Origin of the sequence: Sphingobium yanoikuyae (assembly GCF_013001025.1) — a bacterium.
Taxonomy (GTDB): domain Bacteria; phylum Pseudomonadota; class Alphaproteobacteria; order Sphingomonadales; family Sphingomonadaceae; genus Sphingobium; species Sphingobium yanoikuyae_A.
On record NZ_CP053021.1, the window covers coordinates 3,713,560 to 3,736,983 of the forward strand.

The 23,424-nt window shown below is 66.4% G+C and carries 17 protein-coding genes and 1 riboswitch; of the genes, 7 read left to right on the plus strand and 10 right to left on the minus strand.

The annotated features are described in order from the left end of the window. The first annotated feature begins 44 nt into the window (after window positions 1–44). The 4 genes from HH800_RS17790 to HH800_RS17805 are packed head-to-tail and all read left to right on the plus strand — an operon-like array spanning window position 45 to window position 6,619. A complete protein-coding gene (locus tag HH800_RS17790; RefSeq protein ID WP_169861902.1) occupies window positions 45–3,239 on the plus strand; it encodes an efflux RND transporter permease subunit in 3,195 nt (1,064 codons plus the stop codon). After that, entirely contained in the window at window positions 3,232–4,437 is a 1,206-nt protein-coding gene (locus tag HH800_RS17795; protein ID WP_169861903.1) for an efflux RND transporter periplasmic adaptor subunit, read from the plus strand. Before HH800_RS17790 ends, HH800_RS17795 begins: the two co-directional genes overlap by 8 nt. Then, window positions 4,427–5,833: an efflux transporter outer membrane subunit gene (locus HH800_RS17800; RefSeq protein WP_169861904.1), complete on the plus strand. Its 1,407-nt coding sequence runs from the start codon at window positions 4,427–4,429 to the stop codon at window positions 5,831–5,833. Before HH800_RS17795 ends, HH800_RS17800 begins: the two co-directional genes overlap by 11 nt. Before the next feature lie 39 nt (window positions 5,834–5,872). Further along, window positions 5,873–6,619, plus strand: a complete 747-nt coding sequence (locus tag HH800_RS17805) for an SDR family NAD(P)-dependent oxidoreductase (protein WP_169861905.1) — start codon at window positions 5,873–5,875, stop codon at window positions 6,617–6,619. A 91-nt stretch (window positions 6,620–6,710) separates the two neighbouring features. Here the strand turns inward: HH800_RS17805 and HH800_RS17810 are convergent, their stop codons facing one another. The 8 genes from HH800_RS17810 to HH800_RS17845 form a co-directional block, all read right to left on the minus strand. Further along, the gene (locus HH800_RS17810; RefSeq protein ID WP_169861906.1) at window positions 6,711–7,763 is read right to left on the minus strand and encodes a HoxN/HupN/NixA family nickel/cobalt transporter; all 1,053 of its coding nucleotides are present in this window, start codon (window positions 7,761–7,763) and stop codon (window positions 6,711–6,713) included. Further along, a complete protein-coding gene (locus HH800_RS17815; RefSeq protein WP_169861907.1) occupies window positions 7,760–9,259 on the minus strand; it encodes a peptidase in 1,500 nt (499 codons plus the stop codon). Before HH800_RS17815 ends, HH800_RS17810 begins: the two co-directional genes overlap by 4 nt. Before the next feature lie 2 nt (window positions 9,260–9,261). Then, window positions 9,262–11,250 (minus strand): TonB-dependent receptor plug domain-containing protein, encoded by a 1,989-nt coding sequence (locus tag HH800_RS17820; RefSeq protein WP_169861908.1) that lies wholly within the window; start codon window positions 11,248–11,250, stop codon window positions 9,262–9,264. A gap of 189 nt (window positions 11,251–11,439) precedes the next feature. Further along, window positions 11,440–11,685, minus strand: a riboswitch (cobalamin riboswitch). 62 nt (window positions 11,686–11,747) lie between these two features. Further along, a complete protein-coding gene (locus HH800_RS17825) occupies window positions 11,748–12,623 on the minus strand; it encodes a copper resistance protein B (RefSeq protein ID WP_169861909.1) in 876 nt (291 codons plus the stop codon). Next, a complete protein-coding gene (locus HH800_RS17830) occupies window positions 12,620–14,359 on the minus strand; it encodes a copper resistance system multicopper oxidase (protein ID WP_169861910.1) in 1,740 nt (579 codons plus the stop codon). Before HH800_RS17830 ends, HH800_RS17825 begins: the two co-directional genes overlap by 4 nt. 6 nt (window positions 14,360–14,365) lie before the next feature. Continuing rightward, window positions 14,366–14,941: an RNA polymerase sigma factor gene (locus HH800_RS17835; RefSeq protein WP_169861911.1), complete on the minus strand. Its 576-nt coding sequence runs from the start codon at window positions 14,939–14,941 to the stop codon at window positions 14,366–14,368. Beyond that, a complete protein-coding gene (locus HH800_RS17840) occupies window positions 14,938–15,372 on the minus strand; it encodes a periplasmic heavy metal sensor (protein WP_037521141.1) in 435 nt (144 codons plus the stop codon). The genes HH800_RS17835 and HH800_RS17840 overlap by 4 nt, the downstream gene beginning before the upstream one ends. A gap of 2 nt (window positions 15,373–15,374) precedes the next feature. Continuing rightward, window positions 15,375–15,677 (minus strand): hypothetical protein, encoded by a 303-nt coding sequence (locus HH800_RS17845; protein ID WP_169861912.1) that lies wholly within the window; start codon window positions 15,675–15,677, stop codon window positions 15,375–15,377. Window positions 15,678–15,777: 100 nt separating this feature from the next. Here HH800_RS17845 and HH800_RS17850 point away from each other — a divergent pair, with 100 nt between their 5' ends. Continuing rightward, complete coding sequence (locus HH800_RS17850; protein ID WP_169861913.1) at window positions 15,778–16,158, plus strand: copper resistance protein CopC; 381 nt, start codon at window positions 15,778–15,780, stop codon at window positions 16,156–16,158. A 642-nt stretch (window positions 16,159–16,800) separates the two neighbouring features. Further along, complete coding sequence (locus HH800_RS17855; RefSeq protein WP_235681916.1) at window positions 16,801–19,185, plus strand: glycoside hydrolase family 2 TIM barrel-domain containing protein; 2,385 nt, start codon at window positions 16,801–16,803, stop codon at window positions 19,183–19,185. On the opposite strand, the gene HH800_RS17860 is transcribed toward HH800_RS17855, so the two are convergent. Then, window positions 19,182–19,385 (minus strand): hypothetical protein, encoded by a 204-nt coding sequence (locus HH800_RS17860; protein ID WP_010339662.1) that lies wholly within the window; start codon window positions 19,383–19,385, stop codon window positions 19,182–19,184. The genes HH800_RS17855 and HH800_RS17860 overlap by 4 nt on opposite strands. A gap of 92 nt (window positions 19,386–19,477) precedes the next feature. Next, window positions 19,478–21,985, minus strand: coding sequence for a TonB-dependent receptor (locus HH800_RS17865; RefSeq protein ID WP_169861915.1), 2,508 nt, complete (start codon window positions 21,983–21,985; stop codon window positions 19,478–19,480). A 323-nt stretch (window positions 21,986–22,308) separates the two neighbouring features. On the opposite strand from HH800_RS17865, the gene HH800_RS17870 reads away from it, so the two are divergent. Then, window positions 22,309–23,238: a LysR family transcriptional regulator gene (locus tag HH800_RS17870; RefSeq protein WP_235681917.1), complete on the plus strand. Its 930-nt coding sequence runs from the start codon at window positions 22,309–22,311 to the stop codon at window positions 23,236–23,238. The last annotated feature ends 186 nt before the right edge of the window (window positions 23,239–23,424 follow it).

Sequence of the window (23,424 nt, forward strand, 5' to 3'; positions counted from 1 at the left end):
GCACCCCGGCATCGTTCCGCCGGGAGATGCGCCGGGAGTCGTGAATGATCGGTATCGTCAAGGTTGCCCTGCATCGCCCGCTGACCTTCATTGTCATGGCGATCCTGATCGCGATCGTGGGCATCCTGTCCGCCGCACGCACCCCGGTCGACATGTTCCCCAATATCCGCATCCCGGTGATCGCGGTCGCCTTCCAATATGCCGGCCTGTCGCCCGAGGACATGTCGGGCCGCATCGTCGGCCCTTATGAGCGCGTGCTGACCACCACGGTCAACGACATCGAACATATTGAAAGCCAGTCGCTGCAGGGCATTGGCGTCATCAAGATCTATTTCCAGCCCGGCGCCGACATCCGCACCGCCACCGCGCAGGTGACGTCGATCTCGCAAACCGTGCTACGCCAGATGCCGCCGGGCGTCACCCCGCCGCTGATCCTGAACTATAGCGCGTCGACGGTGCCGATCCTGCAGCTCGCTTTGTCCGGCAAGGGCCTGTCGGAACAGCAATTGTTCGATCTGGGCCAGAACCAGATCCGGCCGCAGCTGGTGACCATCCCCGGCCTCGCCATGCCTTTCCCCTCGGGCGGCAAGCAGCGTCAGGTGCAGATCGACCTCAACCCGCTGGCGCTCCAGTCCAAGGGGCTGTCGGCACAGGATGTCGGCAACGCCATCGCCGCGCAGAACCAGATCAACCCGGCCGGCTTCGTCAAGATCGGCGCGACCCAATATAGCGTCCGCCTGAACAATGCGCCGGAATCGATCGCCGCGCTCAACGACCTGCCGGTCAAGGTGGTGAACGGCGCGACCATCTATATGCGCGATGTCGCCTATGTCCGCGATGGCGCCGGTCCGCAGCAGAATATCGTCCATGTGGAAGGCAGCCGTTCGGCGCTGCTGACCGTGCTGAAAAATGGCAGCACCTCCACCCTCGCCATCGTCGACGGGGTTAAGCAGGCGCTGCCGAAGATTTCGGCCACCCTGCCCGACACACTCAAGATCCTGCCGATCGGCGACCAGTCGCTGTTCGTGAAGGCCGCGGTCGAGGGCGTCATCCATGAAGGCGCGATCGCCGCCGCGCTCACCTCGCTGATGATCCTGCTGTTCCTGGGCAGCTGGCGCTCGACCGTCATCATCGCGCTCTCGATCCCGCTCGCCATCCTGGCGGCGATCGCGGCGCTGGCGATGTTCGGCCAGACCCTCAACGTCATGACGCTGGGCGGCCTCGCGCTGGCGGTCGGCATCCTGGTCGACGACGCGACGGTAACGATCGAGAATATCAACTGGCACCTGGAACAGGGCAAGGGCGTGATCGAGGCGATCCTGGACGGCGCTGCACAGATCGTGACGCCCGCCTTCGTCTCGCTGCTCTGCATCTGCATCGTGTTCGTGCCGATGTTCTTCCTGCCCGGCGTCGCCGGCTTCCTGTTCGTGCCGATGGCGCTGTCGGTGGTGTTCGCGATGATCGCGTCCTTCATCCTGTCGCGCACGCTGGTGCCGACCATGGCGATGTATCTGCTGAAACCGCACCATGTCGGTGACGAGGACGAGCATCTGGCCGGCACCGCGACGTCCAGGAACCCGCTCGTCCGTTTCCAGCGCGGTTTTGAATATCGGTTCGAGAAGGTCCGCACCTCCTATGTCGGGATGCTTTACCGCGCGCTGGGCGCCCGCAAGCCCTTCCTGATCGGCTTCATGGCCGTGGTGGTGCTGTCCTTCGGCCTGCTGCCGTTCCTGGGCAGCAACTTCTTCCCCTCGGTCGATTCCGGCCAGATCGCCATGCATATCCGCGTGCCGGTCGGCGCCCGGATCGAGGATACGGCCGCCCGCTTCGACCAGATCGGACGCGAAGTGCGCAAGATCATCCCGGCCGACCAGCTGGGATCGATCACCGACAATATCGGCCTGCCGGTCAGCTCCATCAACACCGTCTACAACAATAGTGGCACCATCGGTCCGCAGGACGGCGACATGCTGATCGCGCTCAACAAGGGGCATCGTCCGACCGACGAGTTCGTCTCGCAGCTGCGCCGTGAACTGCCGCGCCGCTTCCCCGGCACGACCTTCGCCTTCCTGCCCGCCGACATCACCAGCCAGATCCTGAACTTCGGCGCGCCCGCGCCGATCGACATCCAGATCGCGGGCAAGGATGCGGAGGCGAACCGCGCCTATGCGCAGAAGCTGCTCGCGAAGATCACGACCATTCCGGGCCTGGCCGACGCCCGCATCCAGCAGCCCGGCCGTGCGCCGCAGCTGGACGTCGATGTCGATCGCTCGCGCGTCGGCCAATATGGCCTGACCGAACGTGACGTGACCACCAGCCTTGCCAGCTCGCTGGCCGGCACCTCGCAGACCGCGCCGGTCTTCTTCGTGAACCCGCAGAATGGCGTCCAATATCCGGTCGTCGCGCAGGCCCCTGAATATCTGGTCGGGTCGATGAGCGACCTGTCCAACGTCCCGGTGTCGGGTGCGGGCGCCAGTGCGGTGCAGCCGCTGGGCGGCCTGGCCACCATCGTCCGCTCCAACACCGTGCCGGTCGTGTCGCACTATAATATCGCGCCGGTGCTCGACATCTTCGCCACCACGCAGGGCCGTGACCTGGGCGCGGTGGCGGGCGATATCGATCGGGCGATCAAGTCGCTGAAGGCGGAGGAGCCCAAGGGCGCCACCATCACCATTCGCGGCCAATATGCGACGATGAACACCGCCTTCTCGGGCCTTGGCTTCGGCCTCGCCGGCGCGATCGTGCTCATCTACCTGCTGATCGTCGTCAACTTCCAGAGCTGGGTCGATCCGTTCGTCATCATCACCGCCCTGCCCGCGGCGCTGGCCGGCATCATCTGGATGCTGTTCATGACCGGCACCACCCTGTCGGTGCCGGCGCTGACCGGCGCGATCATGTGCATGGGCGTGGCGACGGCCAACTCGATCCTGGTCGTCAGCTTCGCCCGCGAACGGCTCGCCGAATTGGGGGACGCGACCAAGGCCGCGCTGGAAGCCGGCATGGTCCGCTTCCGCCCGGTGTTGATGACCGCGCTTGCCATGATCATCGGCATGGGCCCGATGGCCCTGGGCCTGGGCGAAGGCGGCGAACAGAATGCCCCGCTGGGCCGCGCCGTCGTCGGCGGCCTGATCTGCGCCACCATCGCCACCCTCTTCTTCGTCCCCACCGTCTTCGCCTTCGTCCATAGCCGCAAGGCTGCGAAGGCCAACAACATGGAAATGCAGCCGAGCCATGTCTGACCATAACAGCATCGAAAATCCCGAGCAGGCCGGCCCCGACAGCGGCACGCTGAAGAAGATCGGCATCGGCGCGGCGGTGGTCGCGCTCGCCGTGGTCGGCGTGGGCGTCGCTTCGCGCATCAGCGCCACCAACGAACTGCGCGAAACCGCCGCCGACGCATCGGTGCCGACCGTCGCGGTCGTGAAGCCAACGATGAATGGCGAGGGCAACGACCTGGTCCTGCCCGGCAATGTGCAGGCCTATAACAGCGCCGCCATCTATGCCCGCACCAATGGCTATGTCCGCCGCTGGCTGGCCGATATCGGCGACCGGGTGCGCGCAGGCCAGCCGCTCGCGATCCTCGACGCGCCCGATCTCGACCAGCAGGTCGCCGCCGCGCAGGCCGATTATCAGACCGCGCTCGCCAACCAGCGCCTCGCCGAAACCACCTCGAAGCGCTGGAGCGCGATGCTAGCGCAGGACGCCGTCTCGCGTCAGGAAGCCGATGAGAAGGCCGGCGATCTTGCCGCCCGCACCGCCTTTTCCAACGCGGCACTCGCCAACGTCAAGCGGCTGAAGGCCCAGCAGGGCTTCACCCGCCTCGCCGCGCCGTTCGACGGCGTCGTCACCAGCCGATCGGCCCAAATCGGCGCGCTGGTGGTGTCCGGCAATGCCGCCGCCCAGCCTTTGTTCACCGTGTCCGACATCCATCGCATGCGCATCTATGTCCGCGTGCCACAGGGCTATTCGGCTTCGGTCCGTCCGGGCATGGGCGCGACCCTGACCCTGCCCGAATATCCCGGCCGCAGCTTCAACGCGACGCTGACCAGCAGCTCGGGCGCGGTCGATGCGCAGTCCGGCGCGGTGCTGGTGCAGTTGCAGGCGGAAAATCCCGACGGCGCGCTGAAGCCCGGCGCCTTCGCCCAGGTCAGCTTCAAGGTCGGTGCCGGCCAGGGCAATGGCATGACCCTGCCGGGCAGCGCGATCCTCTACAGCAACAACGGCCCGAGCGTCGCCGTGGTGGGTGCTGACAATCGCATCACCATGAAGCCGGTCGCCATCGCCCGTGACGAGGGCGCCACGGTGCAGATCGCCAGTGGCCTCAGCCCCAATGACCGGATCGTCGACACCCCGCCGGACGCGATCCGCACCGGCGACATGGTGAAGGTGCAGGCGTCGGCGCCCGCCGGCGGAAAGGGCGCGACGCATGCGCGCTGACCGCCGGATCGGCGGCGCGGGCGTGACATTGGCGGCGGTCTTGCTGGCCGGTTGCTCGATGGCGCCGGCCTATCAGCCGCCCCAGACCAGCGCCCCCGCCGAATATAAGGAAGTGGCGGGCTGGACCGCCGCCCAGCCGGCCGACGCCACGCCGCGCGGCAACTGGTGGGAGGCGTTCAACGATCCCGTCCTCAATGACCTGGAATCCCGCGCCGAGCAGGCCAGCCCCACGCTGGCCGCCGCGCTGGCCCGCTATGACCAGGCGCGCGCCGCCGCGCGGGTGGAAAATGCCGACCTGTTCCCGCAGATCAGTGCCGGCGCCGATGCCAGCCGCCGCCGCGTGTCGGGCAACCGATTCCAGGGCAATGGCAGCGCCGTCACCTATAATGACTATGTGGTGGGCGGTAGCCTCGACTATGAACTCGACCTGTGGGGCCGCATCCGCAACAGCGTGAAGGCGGCGCGGGCCGACGCCGACGCCAGCAATGCCGACCTCGCCTCCGCCCGGCTCAGCCTGCAGGCCGCCGTCGCCGATGCCTATGCGCGGCTGCGCGGGCTGGATGCGCAGGCGGAGTTGCTGCACCAGACGGTCGAAGCCTTCGGCAAGGCCTATGACCTGACCGACCGGCGCCACAAGGGGGGCGTGTCGTCGGGCATCGACGTCAATCGCGCCAAGACGGTGCTGGACAATGCGAAGGCGGACATCTCCGCCATCGCCAATGAACGCGCCGCGACCGAGCATGAGATCGCCGCACTGGTCGGCGCGATCGCGTCGGACTTCAGCATCGCCGCCCGCACCCAGCCGCTTGCCGCGCCGGACGTGCCGACCGGCGCCCCCTCGCAACTGCTGGAGCGTCGCCCCGACATCGCGGCGGCCGAACGGCGCATGTTCGCCGCCAATGCGCGCATCGGCGTCGCCAAGGCGGCATTCTTCCCGACGCTGACGCTGGGCCTGACCGGCGGCTGGGAAACCACCCATGGCGACCTGTTCAGCGCGCCCAACAGCTTCTGGGGCCTGGGTCCGGCATCGGCGCTGCTCAACCTGTTCGACGGCGGCAAGCGCCGCGCACAGGTGAAGATGTCGCGCGCCGAATATGAGGAACTGGCCGCCGGCTATCGCGACACGGTGCTGACCGCTTTCCGCCAGGTCGAGGATGCGGTTGCCGCCAATCATCACCTGTCCGACCAGATCGGCCATCAGCGCAGCGCCGCCGACGCCGCCCAGCGCACCAGCGATCTGGCACTGACCCGCTATCGCGATGGCGCGTCGGACTATCTGGAGGTGGTGACCGCCCAGACCGATGCGCTCGACGCCCAGCGCGCGGTGCTGATCGCGCAGACCCAGCGGATGCGCGCCAGCGTCGCGCTGGTGAAGGCGCTGGGCGGGGCAGCCTGACCTCGCTATTGGGCTGACGACAAAAGACAGGAGCGCCCCATGACCAAGACCGTCCTCATCACCGGCGCCACCGCCGGCATTGGCGAAGCCGCCGTCCGCGCCTTTGCCGCCGATGGCTGGCAGGTGATCGGCACCGGCCGCCGCGCCGATCGGCTGGAAAAGCTGGCCGCCGAAATCGGCGACGCCTTCTGCCCGCTGATATTCGACATGCGCGACGAAGCCGCGATCGACGCGGCGCTGGCCAGCCTGCCCGAAGGCTTTCGTGGCATCGACATGCTGGTCAACAATGCCGGCCTGGCGCTCGGCACCGCGCCAGCCCAGTCGGCCGACCTCGCCCAGTGGCAGCAGATGATCGAGACCAACATCACCGGCCTCGTCACCGTCACCCACAAGCTGTTGCCCGGTCTGGTCGCGCGCAAGGGCGGGATCATCAATCTGAGCTCGGTGGCGGCGACCTATCCCTACACCGGCGGCAATGTCTATGGCGGCACCAAGGCGTTCGTGCGCCAATTTTCGCTCGGCCTGCGGTCGGACCTGCACGGCACCGGCGTGCGCGTCACCTCGATCGAACCGGGCATGGTCGAGACCGAATTCACCCTGGTCCGCACCGGCAGCCAGCAGGCGTCCGACACGCTTTACGGCAATGCCAATCCGATGACCGCGGATGACATCGCCGCCACCCTGCTCTGGGTCGCGAACCAGCCCGCGCATCTCAACATCAACACGCTGGAACTGATGCCGGTGAGCCAGTCCTTCGCCGGCTTCCAGGTCGCGCGCGAAGGCTGAGCCGGACCACTACTCCTCCCCCGTTCGTTTCGAGCTTGTCGAGAAACGCTGCGCATAGGCTTCTCGACAGGCTCGAAGCGAACGGTTTGAGTTAAGCCCGCACCTCGCCCGCCGGGGTCAGTTCGATCGCGTCATAGCCCTTCCAGCGATAGAAGAGCGCGCTGGCGATCCAGCAGGCGATGAACAGGCCGATGATCGCGAAGCCCAGATCGTTGAAATGCTCGCCCAGCGTGGCGGCGACATCCCAGATGCCGCCGGAGAGGCCCAGCTTGTCGCCGAGCAGCGCCAGCGTCTCGATCGTGCCGATGCCGATCGCCACCGCCGCCGACAAAGCGGTGATGACGATATTATAGTAGAGCTTGCGCAGCGGCTTCACGAACGCCCATTGATAGGCGCCCATCATCAGCATGCCGTCGACCGTATCGACCAGCGCCATGCCGGCCGCGAACAGCAGGGGCAGGACCAGCACCGGGCCGAGCGCGAAACCGTCGCTCGCCTGCGCGGCGGACAGGCCCAATATCGCCACTTCGGTCGCGGTGTCGAAGCCCAGGCCAAAGAGGAAGCCGAGCGGCGCCATCTGCCAGGGGCGCGAGATCAGGCGGAAGACCGGACGGAACAGGCGCGATAGCGGCCCGCGCCCGCCGGTCAACATGTCGAGATCCGCCTCGACATAGCTGCCGCCCGCCTGCACCCGGCGGAAGGTCGCCCAGACCTGGCGCAGGATCACGAGGTTCATGATCGCGATGGCGAACAGGAAGGTGGCGGAAATCAGCGTCGCCACCACGCCGCCGGCAGCGCGGAACCGCTCCAGCCCGGCCAGCGCACTGACCGCATAGGCGAGGCCCAGCGCGGCGATCAGCACGATCGCGCTATGGCCGATCGCGAACCACAGGCCCACGGTCAGCGGCCGCTGCCCGTCCTGCATCAGCTTGCGCGTCACATTGTCGATCGCGGCGATATGATCGGCATCGACCGCATGGCGCAGGCCAAGGCCCCAGGCGAGCAGGGCCGTGCCCATCATCACCGGTCGGTCGCCGAACAGGGCGAAGGCCCAGCCCCAGACGGCCAGATTGGCAAGGACGAGCGCCGCGATCAGCGGCACGCTGCGTCGCCGAAGCGACGCCTGCAAAGGGGTGGCGGTCATGCGGTTTCTCCGATCAGGGGCCGCACGGCGCAGGCGCGCCGCCGGCGATTGCGGACACGGCGCAGGTCGCGCCGCAGCTTGGAAAGGCCCATCCATGTCCCCGTCCCGCAAACGAGCGTGACCATGGCGAGCAGCGGCAGGACGATCAGATCCCACCAGGGACGGGTGCGCAGCAGCGGGAAGTCGAGCCGGTGCAGCCCGTCCTGCAGCCAGCGGAAGGCGCGGCCATTGCGGTCGAAGGCGCGGATCAGGCGGCCCGACGCGGGATCGACATAGAGGCGGGTCGCCTGGTCATCGGCCAGGATGACGCGCCACACCGGCAGGGCGACGCTGGCCTTATGGCCATAATAATAGGCGTCTTCCTGCCGCAGCAGGACGATCGAGCCGATCGACGGTCCATCCTGGAGCGCCGCGCGCAGGCCCGCTTCGGACAAAGCAGCGGATCGTCCGGCAGCGTCGAAGCGCTGCGCCTTGCCCGCCCGATCGATCGCCACCAGATGAACGGCACCGGCAACGGGCACCACCTCCAGCCGGACGCTTCCCTGCGGCAAGGCCGGCAGCGCCGCGATCGCCCGGCGCGCATCGCCCCAGGCGAAGTCACCGTTCAGCCGCTGGCGCTGGATCATCATCGCCTCGCTGTCCAGCAGGCCCCAGGGGTTCATCGACAGCAGCCCACTCGCCACCCAGGTCAGCGTCACTATGCCGAAGAACAGCCCGGCCATATGATGCCACCACCACAGGCCGCGATAGGGCGATCCGATGCTGCCGTCGCGGCGACGGCGCAGCCGGGCGATGCCGACCCACAGGCCGGTGATCGTCAGGAAGCAGCCGATCAGCGAGGTCCAGATGACGACCTGGCTCCACAGCGCGCCATCCTGCCGCAGGATCGTGGGATAGAGCCAGTGCGGCACCGCGCCGAGCCAGCCCCAGAAGCGCTGGAAGCGGGTAGTCAGCTGCACCACCTCCCCACTCTTGCCCGAGACATAGGCCTGCGTGCCCGCCGCATCGGCATAATCGACACGATAGAGCGGCGCGTTGCGGCGAAAGGTCTGGACCGTCCACTGGTCCATCTCGGTCCGGGCGACCCGCTCCGGCGGGCCGGCAATGGCGCTGTTGCGGCCGAACTCGGTCGCGATCCTGTGGATATTTTGCGGATCGACCTGCTCGACCGGTTTCCCCGACGCCCAGTCATGGGTGCCGGCGGATACCCGCATCTGCGGGATGGTCCGCGTCGGATCGAGCGCGGGCGTCACGCGCAATACAGGCCGCCCCGCCATCATCTCGATCCGGGCGGCGGACAGCATCATGGTGTCGGGCAGTGTGCCCGCTTGCCCGGCCGACAGGGTGAGGGGCGTGAGCCCCCCAAGCTGCGCGGCCGGTGTCAGGCGCGGATAGTCGACATAAAGCATCACGAAGCCGGACAGGCACCACAGCGTCATGACGGCGCCGATGAGGATGCCCAGCCAGCGATGCAGCAGCAGGACCGGCCGCAACATGGTCAGAAGCTCAGGCCATAGCTGACCCGCAGCGTGCGCGGCACGCCCCGGTAGAAATAGAGGAAGCGGCTGTTGCTGCCGTCCAATACGCCCGCATCGCTGACCGCCGAGCGGTAGCCGGTCGTGGCATAATCCCGGTCGAACAGATTTTCGACATTGATGCCGAACCGGTTGCGCCGCGCCTGGTCCAGCCACAGATGGGCGCCCGCATCGACCACGGCATAATTGCCATAGTTCATCCGGCCAAAGCCCGATGCGGTCGACCAGACATCGCCCACCCAATTGGCCGACAGATTGGCGCCGAAGCGGCCGGTCTGCGGCGCATAGACGATCGCGGCGCGGCCATATTGTTCCGGGTTGCGATCGCGCTGCACCGAACTGCCCTGATTGCGAACACGCGAATATGTGTAGCTGGCAGACAGACCCCAACCGCCGCTCAGGTCGGCGTTCAGCTCCAGCTCGGCACCCCTGGCCCGCACCTTGTCGCGAACGTTGATATAGGTGCCGTCGGGAAAGGCCGGATCATCATAGGTCGTGTCGATCAGGTCGGTGATGCGCCGGTTGAAATAGGTCGCTTTCCACCGGATCGCTCCGCCGGCCAGCGCGCCGCCCAGCGCGGCGTTGAGGTTCAGGCTCTCCTCGGGCTTCAGGTTCGGGTTGCCGACCTCGCAACAGGGATCATTGCCATAAAGCTGCGAGGCGTCGGGCAGCACGAAGGAGGTGCCGCCATTGGCCTCCACGAACAGCGCGTCGCTGACATCATAGCGGCCCGACACGTTCCAGATCGTCTTTTCCGATCCCTTCGCCTTGTTGTAGCGCAGGCCCGCGGCGATCCGCGCCTTGCTCGACAATTCGTCATTGGTGCGCAGCTGGAAGATGCCGGCATGGACCTGTTCATCGGTCGGCGCGATCAGCAGGACGTCGTCGCGGCCGTTGAAGCTCTGGAAATCATAGCCGATCAGCGTGTCGATGCCGCGCAGCATGTTGAGCTGCACCACCGCGCTGCCGCCATAATCCTGATAGCCCCAGAAGGTGCCGGCCGGATAGATGACCTGCGGCGGGCCGGCGGGCACGGGGTTTCGGATCTGGACATAGGCGGTCTTCCAGTCGTGGAAATAGCCCTTGAGGAAGAATTGCACCCCATCCTCGCCGGTATAGTCGAGCCGCAGGCTGGCCACTTCCTCATTGCGGTCGTTGCGGCTTTCCTTGGTCCGCGTCGCGCTGATATTGTCGAGATCGGCCTTGGTATGCTGGTAGAGGGCGTTCAGGCGCAGGTCCGACGCGATATCATATTGATATTTGATGCCCGCCGACCAGAGATCATAGCCGCGCGCGCGATCGGTCGCGCTGGGCTGCATCACGTCATAGGGACGATAGCCGTCCGACTGGCTGCGATTGGCCCAGACCACGAAGCGATGCTGGCCGATCGCGCCGCGAACATAGCCGTCCAGGCTGGTCCCGGCAAAGCTGTCGAGGCTGGCATTGACCTGGCCGCCCAGATCGTCGCTGAAATCGCGGGTGACGACATTGATCACGCCGGCCGCGGCCTGGGTGCCGTAGAACAGGCTTTCGCCCCCTTTCAGCACCTCGATCCGCTCGATCATGCTGGCGGCCATGGTGTCGTTGGGCGACGTGCCGCCATAGAGGCGGTTGTTGAGGCGGATGCCGTCCATCGTCCACAGCACATCCTTGGTGCGCGAACCCTGCAGCGCGATGTCGACATAGCTGAACGGCCCGGACTGCGACCGGATGAACAGGCCCGGCACCGCTTCGAGCGCGCGGGCGGTGTCGATCGCGGCGGCATCGCGGATCTGCGTGTCGGTGACGATCTCGATGGCATGGCCATAGCGCGACAGCTGCTGCGGCAGCGTCTCTTCCAGGCTGGTGCCGGTGACGACGATGCTGTCGCCTTCCCCTTCGTCGGCCAGAGCCGGCGATGCGATGGCAAGCGAAAGGGCCAGCGCGGCCCGTGAAACGATATTGGACTTCATTTATTCCCCCATCCGGCGCCGCGTTCGACGGGCGGGGGCAACCTTCACGAGCGGCACGCGCGCGAACGTCCGACACACGCGCCGGCCGGGCGCCCAAGGGCAACCGACGCGCGTCGTCGCAGCGGCCCCAGCCGCTCGTTCGTCGCTCAGACGGAAGTTACCGTGCCGCGGCCATCCCCTGGACCAAGGCAAGAGCGACCAGACGCCGGCAGGTCTCCTGGCTCACGGGTCATCGCTTGATGCACGGCCTTCCCAGGCCTCGCAGGATTTAGCGTCCGGCCCAGTGGCTGGCGGATCGGTCATTCTGCCGTCCGCACATGTACATCGCGCTCACCGCTTACAGTTGCAGGGACAGCTGCGGATTTGGACAGTCACCCGTCCGCACCGCATTCCCTATTAAGCCCCTTTCGGGACACCGGCGCGATCATGATCCCATGCCGTGCGGCGCGGGATCGGCGGGATCGATAATCGAATATCGGGCGGGCTGCAAGCGCCTCTCAGAACCAGGCGCGCAGGCCGATCACCAGGCTGGTGGCCGACGGCTTATCGCCGGCGGCACGGGCATAATCGGCCGTATCGCCCAGCTTGCGTTCCCAATTGACGCCGACATAGGGCGCAAATTCGCGGGCGATCTCGTAGCGCAGCCGCAGCCCCAGCTCGATATCGGACGGGCCGGCGCCGATCCCCAGTTCGGGCACGGCCTGCGCCGCCAGATTGAACTCGGCAGCGGGCTGCAGGATCAGCCGCTGGGTGATGCGCTGGTCATAGCTCGCCTCCAGCCGCAGATGGGCGTCGCCCCTGGTCGACAGGAAGGCTTCGGCCCCGACCTCGAACCAGTAAGGCGCCAGGCCGTCGATGCCGATCACCGCATAGCTGCGGTCCGGCCCTTCGCCGAAATCCTGCCGCACGCCCGCCTGCAGGTTGAACCAGGGGTCGATCGCCCGGCTGTAGAGCGCCTGCACCTCGGCCCGTTCGAGCGATCCGCCGACCGTCCCCTCACCCTCGCTCTTGACCGCGAAGCGGTTGATGTCGCCGCCGATCCAGCCTTCGCCCTCCCAGGCATAGCCATCAGCGCCCTTGCCGGCGCGATATTCCAGCCGATCGAGCATCCATTGCGAATAGGTCATGCCGCCCCCTTCCGCGATCATCGCCGCGCGGGCGCGGGCCATGGCAGCGGGGTCATAGAGCGCGTCGGCGGCATGATCGGTCGGCACTGTCGGCGGCGTGCCTTGCGGGATGGCGGCGTCGGCAGCCGGCATCTCATGACCCATTGCCCCATGATCCATCTGGCTATGGTCCATCTGGCTATGGTCCATCGTCTGGGCCTGCACCGGCGCGGCGGCGGCGAGCATCAGAAGCGCGACCCTCCTCATGCCGCGTCCTCCCCATGGCGGACCGTCACGACCCGCATCATCCCGGCATGCATGTGCATCAGCATATGGCAGTGGAACGCCCAGTCACCCAGCGCATCGGCGGTAAGGTCGAAGCTGACCTTGCCGCCCGGCAGCACATTCACCGTATGCTTGCGCGGATTATGCGCCGCCTCGCCGGTCACCAGTTCGAAGAAATGGCCGTGCAGATGGATGGGATGCGGCATCATCGTGTCGTTGATCAGGGTCACGCGCACCCGTTCCATATGGCGGAAGGCGATCGGCTCCGCCCCTTCCGACAGCTTCACCCCGTCGAACGACCACATGTATCGTTCCATGTTCGCGGTCAGATGAATGTCGAGCGACCGGGTCGGGGTGCGCAGGTCCGTGTTCGGCGTCAGCGACCGCAGATCGGCATAGGTCAGCACCCGATGGTCGACATCCTCCAGCCCCGTCGGCCGGTCAGCGGTGCGATCGGCCGGCATCGGCGACAGGGTGGCGACGCCCGGCCCCATTTTCACGCCCGGCGCGACCGACTTGTCGCGCATCTTCATGCTATGCCCGCTCATGGCGTCATTGGCCGGCTGGCTGAGGTCGATCACGCCGCCATGGCCCATATCCATGCCGCCCATGTCCATGCCCATGTCCTTCATGCCCAGCAGCGGCCGGGCGCGCCGGGCCGGCACGGGGGCGACCATGCCGACCTGCGGCGCCAGCGTGGCGCGGACCAGGCCCGACCGGTCGATCGCCTCGGCAATCAGGGCATAGGGCTTCGCCTCGCCGGGCTGGACGATCACATCATAGGTTTCGGCAATGCCGATCTGGAACTCGTCGGTCTCGACCGGCTGGACATCCTGCCCGTCGCACTGGACGACGGTCATCGGCAGGCCGGGCAGGCGAACATTGAAATTGGTCATCGCCGACGCGTTGATGATGCGCAGCCGCACCCTCTCGCCCGGCGCGAACAGGCCGGTCCAGTTTTCGGCCGTGCCCATGCCGTTCACCAGATAGCTGTAGGTGGCGCCGGTGACGTCGGAAATATCGGTCGGGTCCATGCGCATCGCGCCCCAGTCGATGCGGTCCTTGAGCCCCTGATCCTTCCCCGCCAGCAGCCCGGCCAGCGTCTGGCGCTGCATGTTGTAATAGCCGCCCATCTGCTTCAGCCTTTGCAGCAGCCTGTGCGGATGAACCGGGCTCCAGTCGGCGAGCAGGATCACATGCTCCCGGTCATAGGCCACCGGATCGACGCCGGCGGGATCGATGATGATCGGCCCGTAAAGGCCCATCGCCTCCTGCATGCCCGAATGGCTGTGATACCAGTAGGTGCCTGCCTGCCGCACCGGAAAGCGATAGGTGAAGGTCTCGCCGAGCATGATGCCGGGGAAGCTGATGCCCGGCACGCCGTCCATCTGGAAGGGCAGGATCAGCCCATGCCAGTGGATCGAGCTATCCTCCTTCAACCGGTTGGTGACGGCGATGTTGACACTCTGCCCCTCGCGCAGGCGGATGAGCGGCGCCGGCGTGCCGCCATTGACGCTGATCGCATGGGCCGATCGGCCGCCGGTCGCAAAATGCCCATCGCCGATGCTGAGCGCGATCGTCTCGCCCGACAGCGCGCCCTGCGCCGCGCCATGCGTGCCGGTGGCCGCCCAGCCGGGCAAGGCCTGTGCCAGTGCAAGCGCCGCGCCGCCCCGGATCAGGCTGCGGCGGTCGAGAGGAAGGGAAGGCAGATCGGTCATACGGGCTTATACGCGCGCGCCGTCGCTTTCCCTCAACATCTCCTGCAATTGCCGGCGGGCACGGTAAAGGCGGGTTTCCACCGCCTTTTCGCTCACCCCCAATATCTGCGCGACCTCGGCCTGGCTCATGCCCTCGATCCCGCGCAGCAAAACCACCTCGCGCAGCGCCACCGGCAATGCCGCCACCGCTGCCTCGATCCGGGCAACGCCAGCGCGGGACTGGGCCGCCTGCTCGGGATCGGGCCCCGCGTCGGCGACATGGGCGGCGTCCTCGATCGGCCGGGCGAAGCTGAAGAAGCGACGGACGGCACGGCGGCGCGCCCAGTCATGGCATTTGTTGATCGTGATCCGCGCGATCCAGCCGCGAAAGGGCCGGCGCCCATCATAGCGGGCGAGCGAGGTAAAGGCGGCGATGAAGCTTTCCTGCACGATGTCCATTGCCGCATCCGCATCGCCGACATGGCCACGCGCCAGCCGATAGACGGCATCGCGGTGCCGCCGCATCAGCGCGCCATAGGCGGCCTGCCGCCCGGCCAGCGCCTGCGCCGCCAGCGTGGCATCATCAGGATCGTCGGCTATCACCCGACAGGCTGGGTCAGCGCCTTGACCACCGCCGCGTCGAACAGCGCGGCCTGATCGGGGCGCAGCACGCCGCGCATCGCGAAGATGTGCTTCAATGTTTCCTTCTGCAATTCCCCCATCGCCTGGTGCGACCGGTCGACCGCCTGGGCGACGCGCGGCCCATAGCCATGTTCGGCGGCGATCGCGGCGGCCAGCCGCTGATTGTCGGCGCGCATTTCCGCGTCGAGCGCGGCCTTGCGCTGCGCGAAGGCGGCTTCCAGATCGGCGATGCGCTGCTTCTGGCCGGCATCCAGGGTCAGCCGATCGTGGAGCAGGGCATGAACCTCATTCTCCACCGGCGGCGCGGGTGCGAGCCAGGTGCGCGCAACCAGCACGGCGGCCAGCGCCGCGGCAAAGGCGACCAGCGCCACCAGCCAATAGCGTTTGCCCATCCTTATCGCTCCAGCAGGCGGAAGGGCGCATAGTCGGACATGCCGATCAGCAGCGGGCCGGGCGCGGCCTGCGCCGGCTGCGCGGGCACGGCGCTGCCGATCCAGCCGATGCCGATCGCCATCACGCCGGCCAGCATCAGGCTGCGCCGCGCGACGCTGCGTTCGCGGCGGCGATCCAGCCCCTGCATCACCGCCTCCTCCAGCCCGTCGAAGCGCGCCGCCGCCGGCGCGTCGCGCAGCCCGGCCAGCATGTCATCCAGATCGTCCATCGTTCCGTCCTTCATGTCCTGCCTGACGATACGCATCCGGCCGACCCATCCCTCGAACAAAATAGCGCGGCGCGTGAGGGATGCGACAGGACAATGCGTATTCCCCTGCAAGACGCGCATTTTTCCGGAGACATCCATGCCCCGCCTGCCCCTGATCGCCGCAGCCTTTGCCCTCACCGCCCTGCCCGGCGCCGCCTTCGCCAGGCCGCAGCTCGTTGCGGCCAGTCCCGCCGCCAATGCCAGCGTCGCCAAGCCGACCCGGCTGACCCTGGGCTTTTCCGAGGCGCTCCAGGCCGATCATAGCAGCATCACGCTCACCATGACCGGCATGCCGGGCATGGCCGATCATCCGCCGATGCCGATCAAGGGCTTCACCACCGCCGTGGCCGCCGATGGCAAGGGCCTGGTCATCACCCTGCCCCGCGCCCTGCCGACCGGCAGCTATGATCTTCAATGGACAGTGATGGGCAACGATCATCAGCCGGTCAGCGGCACATATAGCTTCAAGGTGCGCTGAGGAGGACAAGTACCCGGCTCAACCAGCCCCTTCAGGTCCGAAATGGGTGGAAACAAGACATAGCCCCTCCCTTCCAGGGAGGGGTTGGGGTGGGTTGCGAGCGCAGCGAGCTTCTGCCCTATCGACCGTAGACCGCCGCTACGCGGCGCACCCACCCCCGGCCCCTCCCTGGAAGGGAGGGGAGTAGGAAACGTCAGCTTCTGGTCGCTTCCGGTCACCCGCTTTCCTACTCGGCCCTTCTCTGATCTATCCTGTGGGATGGCCCCGCCCCCTCCATGCCTCCCGGCGTTCACGCGCATCAGCGGTGCAAATCTGTCGCTTCGCTGTCGCCCGACTGTCGCTTCGGCGACGCGTCGGGATGACCCGCATCATGACCCAACCGACGCGTCGCCGTCGCGTGGCAGGCGCGGCATGGGGGCGTTTGCGGTGCATTTCGTCCGAATCCGCGCACGACACTGTGAACTTCGTAGGAGATTTGACTGTCGCGTCGCCGCCGCCCCCGCAGGAGCCGCAAAGCCGCTTGGCATCGGCCCGCCACTCCTGTAGCCATATACCCACATAGGGCGCCATAGCGCCACATAGTGGACATATTCTGGAGAGGGGGCCGATATGGCGACGGGACGGAACGCACGGATGCGCAGGATGATCGGGCGGAGTGCCGCCGGCCTGGCGCTGGCGCTATTGATCGCCCTGCCCGCCCCCACCTTTGCCCAGCCGACCGGCGCGCAGAATTTCGATGCGGGCTGGCGCTTCCATCAGGGCGATGTCGCGACCGCCGAGCAGCCCGGCTTTGCCGATGCAAGCTGGCAGCCGGTCGACCTGCCGCATGACTGGGCGATCGCCGGACCGTTCGACGAACATGCGCCCGCGACCGGATCGGGCGGATTCCTGCCCACCGGCGTCGCCTGGTATCGCAAGCATTTCACCCTGCCGCCCGCCAGCGCCGGCCAGCGCGTCTTCGTCGAATTCGACGGGGTGATGGAACGGTCGGGCGTGTGGATCAACGGCCAGCATGTCGGCCATCGGCCGAGCGGCTATGCCAGCTTCCGCTACGAGGTCACCCAGCATCTGAAACCCGCCGGGCAGGAGAATGTGCTGGCGGTACGCGCCGACACCTCCGCCCAGCCCGCCTCGCGCTGGTATGCGGGCGGCGGCATCTATCGCCATGTCCGCATCCTCACCCTGGGCGACGTCCATGCCGAAACATGGGGCAGCACGGTGCGGGTAGCAAAGCTGGACGCGAAAAGCGCGGACCTTGCCATCGGCAGCAGCGTGATGAACCAGGGCAGCGCCCCGGTCGAGGCGCGGCTGGAGGCGGTGATCGAGGGGCCGGACGGCCGCAGCCTCGCGACCTTCACCGGCCAGAGCATCAGCCTGCCCGCCGGGCGCGCGACCCAGATGGATGTCAGCGGCACCCTGGCCGATCCGCGCCGCTGGGACATTGGCGACCCGGCGATGCATCAGGCGCTGCTGCGCGTCCGCGCGACCGACGGGCGGCTGCTCTATGAGGAACGCGTCCCCTTCGGCATTCGTGATGCCAGATTCGAGGCGGCGAGCGGTTTCTGGCTGAATGGCCGCAACATCAAGCTGAAGGGCGTGGCGATCCATGCCGATGGCGGGCCGTTCGGCATGGCGGTGCCGCTCGCCGTCTATGAACGCCGGCTCAAGGGGCTGATGGCGCTGGGCGTCAATGCGGTGCGCACCGCCCATCATCCCTTCTCGCCCGAATTTCTCGACCTGTGCGACCGGCTTGGCCTGATCGTCATGAACGAGGGCTTCGACATGTGGACGGTGGCGAAGAATCCGCAGGATTATCATCTCTATTTCACCGACTGGTCGTCGATCGACGCGCGCGATTTCGTGCGGCGCGATCGCAACCATCCCAGCATCGTCATCTGGTCGATCGGCAACGAGATTCACGATACGCCCTATCCGCTGGTGGCGCAGTCGATCATCACCCGGTTGCAGGACATCTTCCATGCCGAGGATCCGACCCGGCCGATGACGATGGCGCTGTTCCGCCCCAACACCACCCATGATTATGACAATGGCACCGCCGACCTGCTGGACGTGGTGGGCCAGAATTATCGCGAGAATGAACTGGCCAAGGCGCATGCCGACAAGCCCAGCCGCAAGATCATCGGCACGGAGAACAGCAAGAACCGGTCAAGCTGGCTCGTGGTGCGGGACGACCCGGCCTATGCCGGCATGTTCCTGTGGACCGGCGTCGACTATCTGGGCGAGGCGGACCGGGCCGGCTGGCCGGCGATCAGCAACCCGTCCGGTCTGGTCGACCGGGTCGACGGGGTGAAGCCGATCGGCTGGGAACGGGCGAGCTGGTGGTCGGAAAAACCGGTCGTGAAGCTGGCCCGGCGCGTGACCGAAGTGATCGACATCAGCGAGATGCCGACCATGGTCGGCATCGCCCTGCCCCAGCCCAAGGGGCCGGGCGCGCTGGCCGACTGGTCGCCCGACAATCGCGCCGCGCACAAGGAAAAGGTCGAGGTCTATAGCAATAGCGACGCGGTCGAGCTGTTCCTCAACGGCCGGTCGCTGGGGCGCAAGCCGCGCAACGCGGACGACAGCGCGATCACATGGGACGTCGACTATGCGCCGGGCGAGTTGCGCGCGGTCGGCTATCGCGGCGGCGCAAAGGTGGCGGAGGACATGCTGCGCAGCGCTGGCGCCCCCGCCGCGATCCGGCTGGTGCCGGAGGCCAAGGAGGTCGGCGGCGGTTTCGACGATGTCGTCGCGGTGCGGGCCGAGGTGGTGGACGCGAAGGGCGTGCTGGTGCCCGGCGCCACGCCGCTGCTGAGCGCGACGGTATCGGGGCCGGGCCGCGTCGTCGCCTTCGACAATGGCAGCGTCACCGACCATACCGCCTTTTCCTCACCACAGCGGGCGGCGGTGGGCGGCAAGGCGGTCGCCTTCCTGCGCGGCACCGGCAAGCCGGGCGCAATCACGCTACAGGTCAGCGCGCCGGGGCTGAAAACCGGCCGCATCAGCCTGCAGGGCGAGAAGGATTAGGCCGATCGTCGCCCGGTCGCGTCGATGCAGGGGACCGCGCCGCTGGACAGCGACAGGGCGCGAACCTTGTAGCGCAGCGCCAGTTCATTGTGCGCAGCAATCACGCACACCGCGTCGCCGCGCGCACGGGCTTCGTCGGCTTTGCGCGTCTCGTCGCGCGACCGGCGAAACAGATAGGCAGCATCCGTGATCACGTCCATCGAACCGACTCCGCTTGATTGCCATGCAACCTATCAGCCGCCGGAAGCGCCGTCCTAGACATGGATCAATTTTCGCGGTCGTCGGCGCCCGTTTATCCGCCGAAGCGGAAGCGCAGGCGCGCGCCATACATTTGCGGCTCGCCCAGCGTCGCCGTCTCGAAATTGACGCTGGGCGAGCCCAGCCCGGCGATGAAGCTGTAATATTTTTCCTTGGTCACATTGGTCATGAACAGGCTGAGGTCGATGGGGGCGCCGGCGATATTGTTCCAGCTGGCGTTGAGGTTCAGCAGATCGAGCGGCGCCAGCGTGCTGAGCGCGGCGATCGACGGATCGGGATTGGTGCGGTCGGTATAGTTGACCAGCATCGATGACCGATGGGTGAAGGTCGCGCCGAAGGAGATGCGGCCGATCTTCTCCTCGTCCAGCGGCAGGGTGTAGGTGCCGCTGACCGTGACCTTGTGGCGCGGCGACAGCACTTCGGGATCGCCGGGCTGGAACGGCGCGGCCAGGATATAATTGGGGTCGTTGAAGCTGGAGAAATCGGGCACCGATTTGATCTTGGTGCGCAAATAGCTGTAGCCGCCGGTCAGCACCAGTCCCTGGAACGGGGTGAGCGAGGCATCGGCCTCCAGCCCCCATATCTCCGACTTGCCGGCATTGACCGGCGCGGCGGTGGACGCCTGCCCCGACAGCGGCCGCGCATTGAAGCCGACCTGCAATTGCTGGTTGGAAAAATCATTATAGAAACCGGCCAGGTTGAAGGTGCCGCGCAGCGCCCCGCCAAAGCTGGTCTTGAGGCCCAGCTCATAGCTGTCCACCTTTTCCGGCTCGACGATGTTGAGCGGCGCGGTGATATTGGGGACGATCGTGCCGGCGCGATAGCCGCGCGCATATTTGGCGTAGAGCAATATGTCCTGGGTCGGGTTGTAATCCAGGTCGACCAGCCAGGTCGGCTTTTCCGACGACTGGTAATAATGCGACACGCAATTGGTCGCCGCCGCCTGCGGATTGGTGCAGCGATAGGGTGCGGCCGGATTGAAGGCGCCATATTGCGGCGGATAGGCGACGATATAGGTGCGCTGGTCGCTGACATTGCGCGAATGATCCCAGGTGTAGCGGAAACCACCGGTCAGTTTCAGCTGATCGGTCAGCGCATAGGTCGCCTGCGCATAAAGGCCGACATTGTGGAAATTGGTGCGCCCCGCCGTGTAATTGACGGTGCCGGCATGAATCGGCTTGGCGATATCCGGGATGGTCGGATCAAGATTGGACAGGAAGCCCATCGGATCGGTGCATTGCAGGGTGGCGGAATCGGTGCAGGACGCCAGGAAGGGCGACTGGCTGCCGCTCATGCCCAGCGGTTCGCTGACCTCCAGATAGGCGCCCGCCTGCCAATTGAGCCGGCCATCGCCCGAGCGCCCCTGCACTTGCAGTTCCTCGGTAAAGGTCGACTGGTTGGCGGTATAGCCGCCCGGTATCGACATCACCGTGGTGAAGGGCAGATGATAGCTGCCCAGCGCGGCGAGGAAGGGATTGATCGCGGCGAAATCGACGACGAAATCGGTGCCGAACAGCGGCGCATTCATGCGCTGCTTCAACTGGGCGTAGCTGACGATATTCTTGACCGTCAGCGTGTCGCTCGCCTGCCAGCTGGTGGTGTTGATCAGTTGCCACTGCTCGGTCCTGGAATAGGGATCCTCCAGTGACTGCATGACGTCATAGAAACCGCTACCCTGGCGCAGCAACTGGCCATAGGCGAGCTGACCCAGCCCCTCCGGCGCGGCCGCGACCAGCTTCTGGATCGGGCCATTATTGCTGGAATCGCTGTAAGAGAGGATGGTGTAGTTTTCGAGATCGGGGGTCAGATCGACGACCAGGCTGGCGCGCAGCGCGATATAATCGACATCGCCGAACCGATCGGGGCCGATGCCGCTGCCGTTGCGCATATAGCCGTCGCGCTTCTGCCGGTCGACGCCGATGCGCATCCGCGCGCGATCGCCGAGCGGCGCGTTGACCACCGCCTGGCCGCGCCACATGTCATAATTGCCGACCGATCCTTCGACATAGCCGGAAAATTCGTCGGTCGGCTTCTGCGGCACCAGCAGGATCGCGCCACCGGTGGTGTTGCGACCGAACAGGGTGCCCTGCGGTCCTTTCAATATCTGGACATTCTGAAGGTCGAAAAAGGCGCCCGGCCCGGCACCATCGCCCGAAGGCAGGCCGTTGGAGGCGCCGCGCGGCGCGACCACATCAGCGAAATAGACGCCGACCGAGGGCGCGGTGCCGATATCCTGGGCAAAGCCGCGGATGGCGAAACTGCTATTCTCGCTGCCGAAATTGCCATTGGCGGACAGCGAGGGGGTATAGGCGGCCAGATCCTGCGCATTGACGACATTGCGGTTGGCCAGTTCTTCCTGATTGAACACGGTGATCGAGATCGGCACGTCCTGCAGCCGTTCCTCGGTCCGGCGAGCGGTGACGATGATGTCCTGGGTCACGCTGGCCCTGTCCTGAGCCTTATCCTGCGCCTGGGCCTCGATCGGCAGGGTGGGCAGAGTCGCGCAGGCGCAGAAAAGCAACGTCCGGAAACGGCGTGTCATGGCATCCTCCCATCCAGACCGCGCGGCCCTTATATGCTGGATCGACCGTCACGGCGTCGAGCGCCGCACAGACGGCGCCCATCCCTTTCATCATCGTCGCAGCTGTTGTCCCGGACACAATGATTGCAGGCGCACAGGCTTTTGATCGACGAAGATGTGATACAGGTTATTTCATAAATCCGGAGGAAGGGGCCTGTCAATCGGCACCGATCGCGCCGCGCAACAGTCCGGAAATGCAACGGGACTGGACCCTGATCACCCCTGAAGTTAAGAATGGTCCGCATTATCCTTAAGGAACGGACCGGTCTCTCTTGCTTGGCGGCGTGCATTTCGATCTCAACAGCCTGGTGATACTGGGCCTGTTGCTGCGCACGAAAAGCGTCACGCGCACCGCCCAGCAACTGGGCGTCAGCCAACCATCGGTCAGCCGGTCGCTGGCGCAGTTGCGCAGCCTGCTTGGCGATCCGCTGCTGGTGCGGACCGCCGGCGGCATGGAACTGACCCGGCGGGCCGAGGAACTGGCGCCGTCCTTGCAGGACTGGCTGGCGACAACCGCCGGCCTGCTGGAGCCGCCCCGTTTCGATCCAGCGACGCTCGATCGCCGATTCCGCGTCGCATCAACCGATTTCGGCGTCGCCGCCGTGGTCGCGCCGACCCTGCCGCATATCGGCCGCGCGGCACCATTGGCGGCGATCGACATCGTGCCTTTGACCGGCGACATGGTGGCGCGGCTGACCGCGGGCGAGATCGACCTCATCATCAGCGGACTCGATCCCGATCCGGCTCAGACCTATGAGCGTTTCCTGTTCACCGAAACGTTCAGCTGCGTCGTCGATCGCCATCACAAGCTGGCGGCGCATCCGACCGACCGGTCCCTGTCGGTCGAGGATTTCCTGTCCTGCCCGCATATCAGCTTCGTCGTCAGCGACAGCGGCTTCGACCGGATCGAACTGCGCCTGGGCGATCTGGCGCCGCGCCGGCGGGTGATCGCCCGCCTGCCCTATTTCCAGGCGGCACCGCACATGATCCGGGGATCGGACGCGCTGATGACGCTGCCGACGCGCGCGGCCGAGGCAATCGCCCGGACCCATGACCTGGCCTGCCTGCCCGCGCCGGACCTGGTCGGCACCTTCGGCTATCGGCTGCTATGGAACGAACGGTCGCATCGCGATCCGGCCATCGCCTGGCTGTGCGACATGTTCGCCGACCATTGCGGCAGCGACGCAGCCCTGCCCCATAGCAAGGCCGCATAAGCCTTATCCGATATCGATATTTGGCGCCGCCCCGCGCTTCTGGCAACGGCCACTTGCAATTGACAATCGATCGCAAATGAACCCGCCATGATATTCGTTCCACCGATCGGGCCCGGCCCGCACCACTGATTTCCGGCACCCGTCCGGCCGGGTGGCTGGCGGGTGCCCGTCTAGCCAGAACAGGGG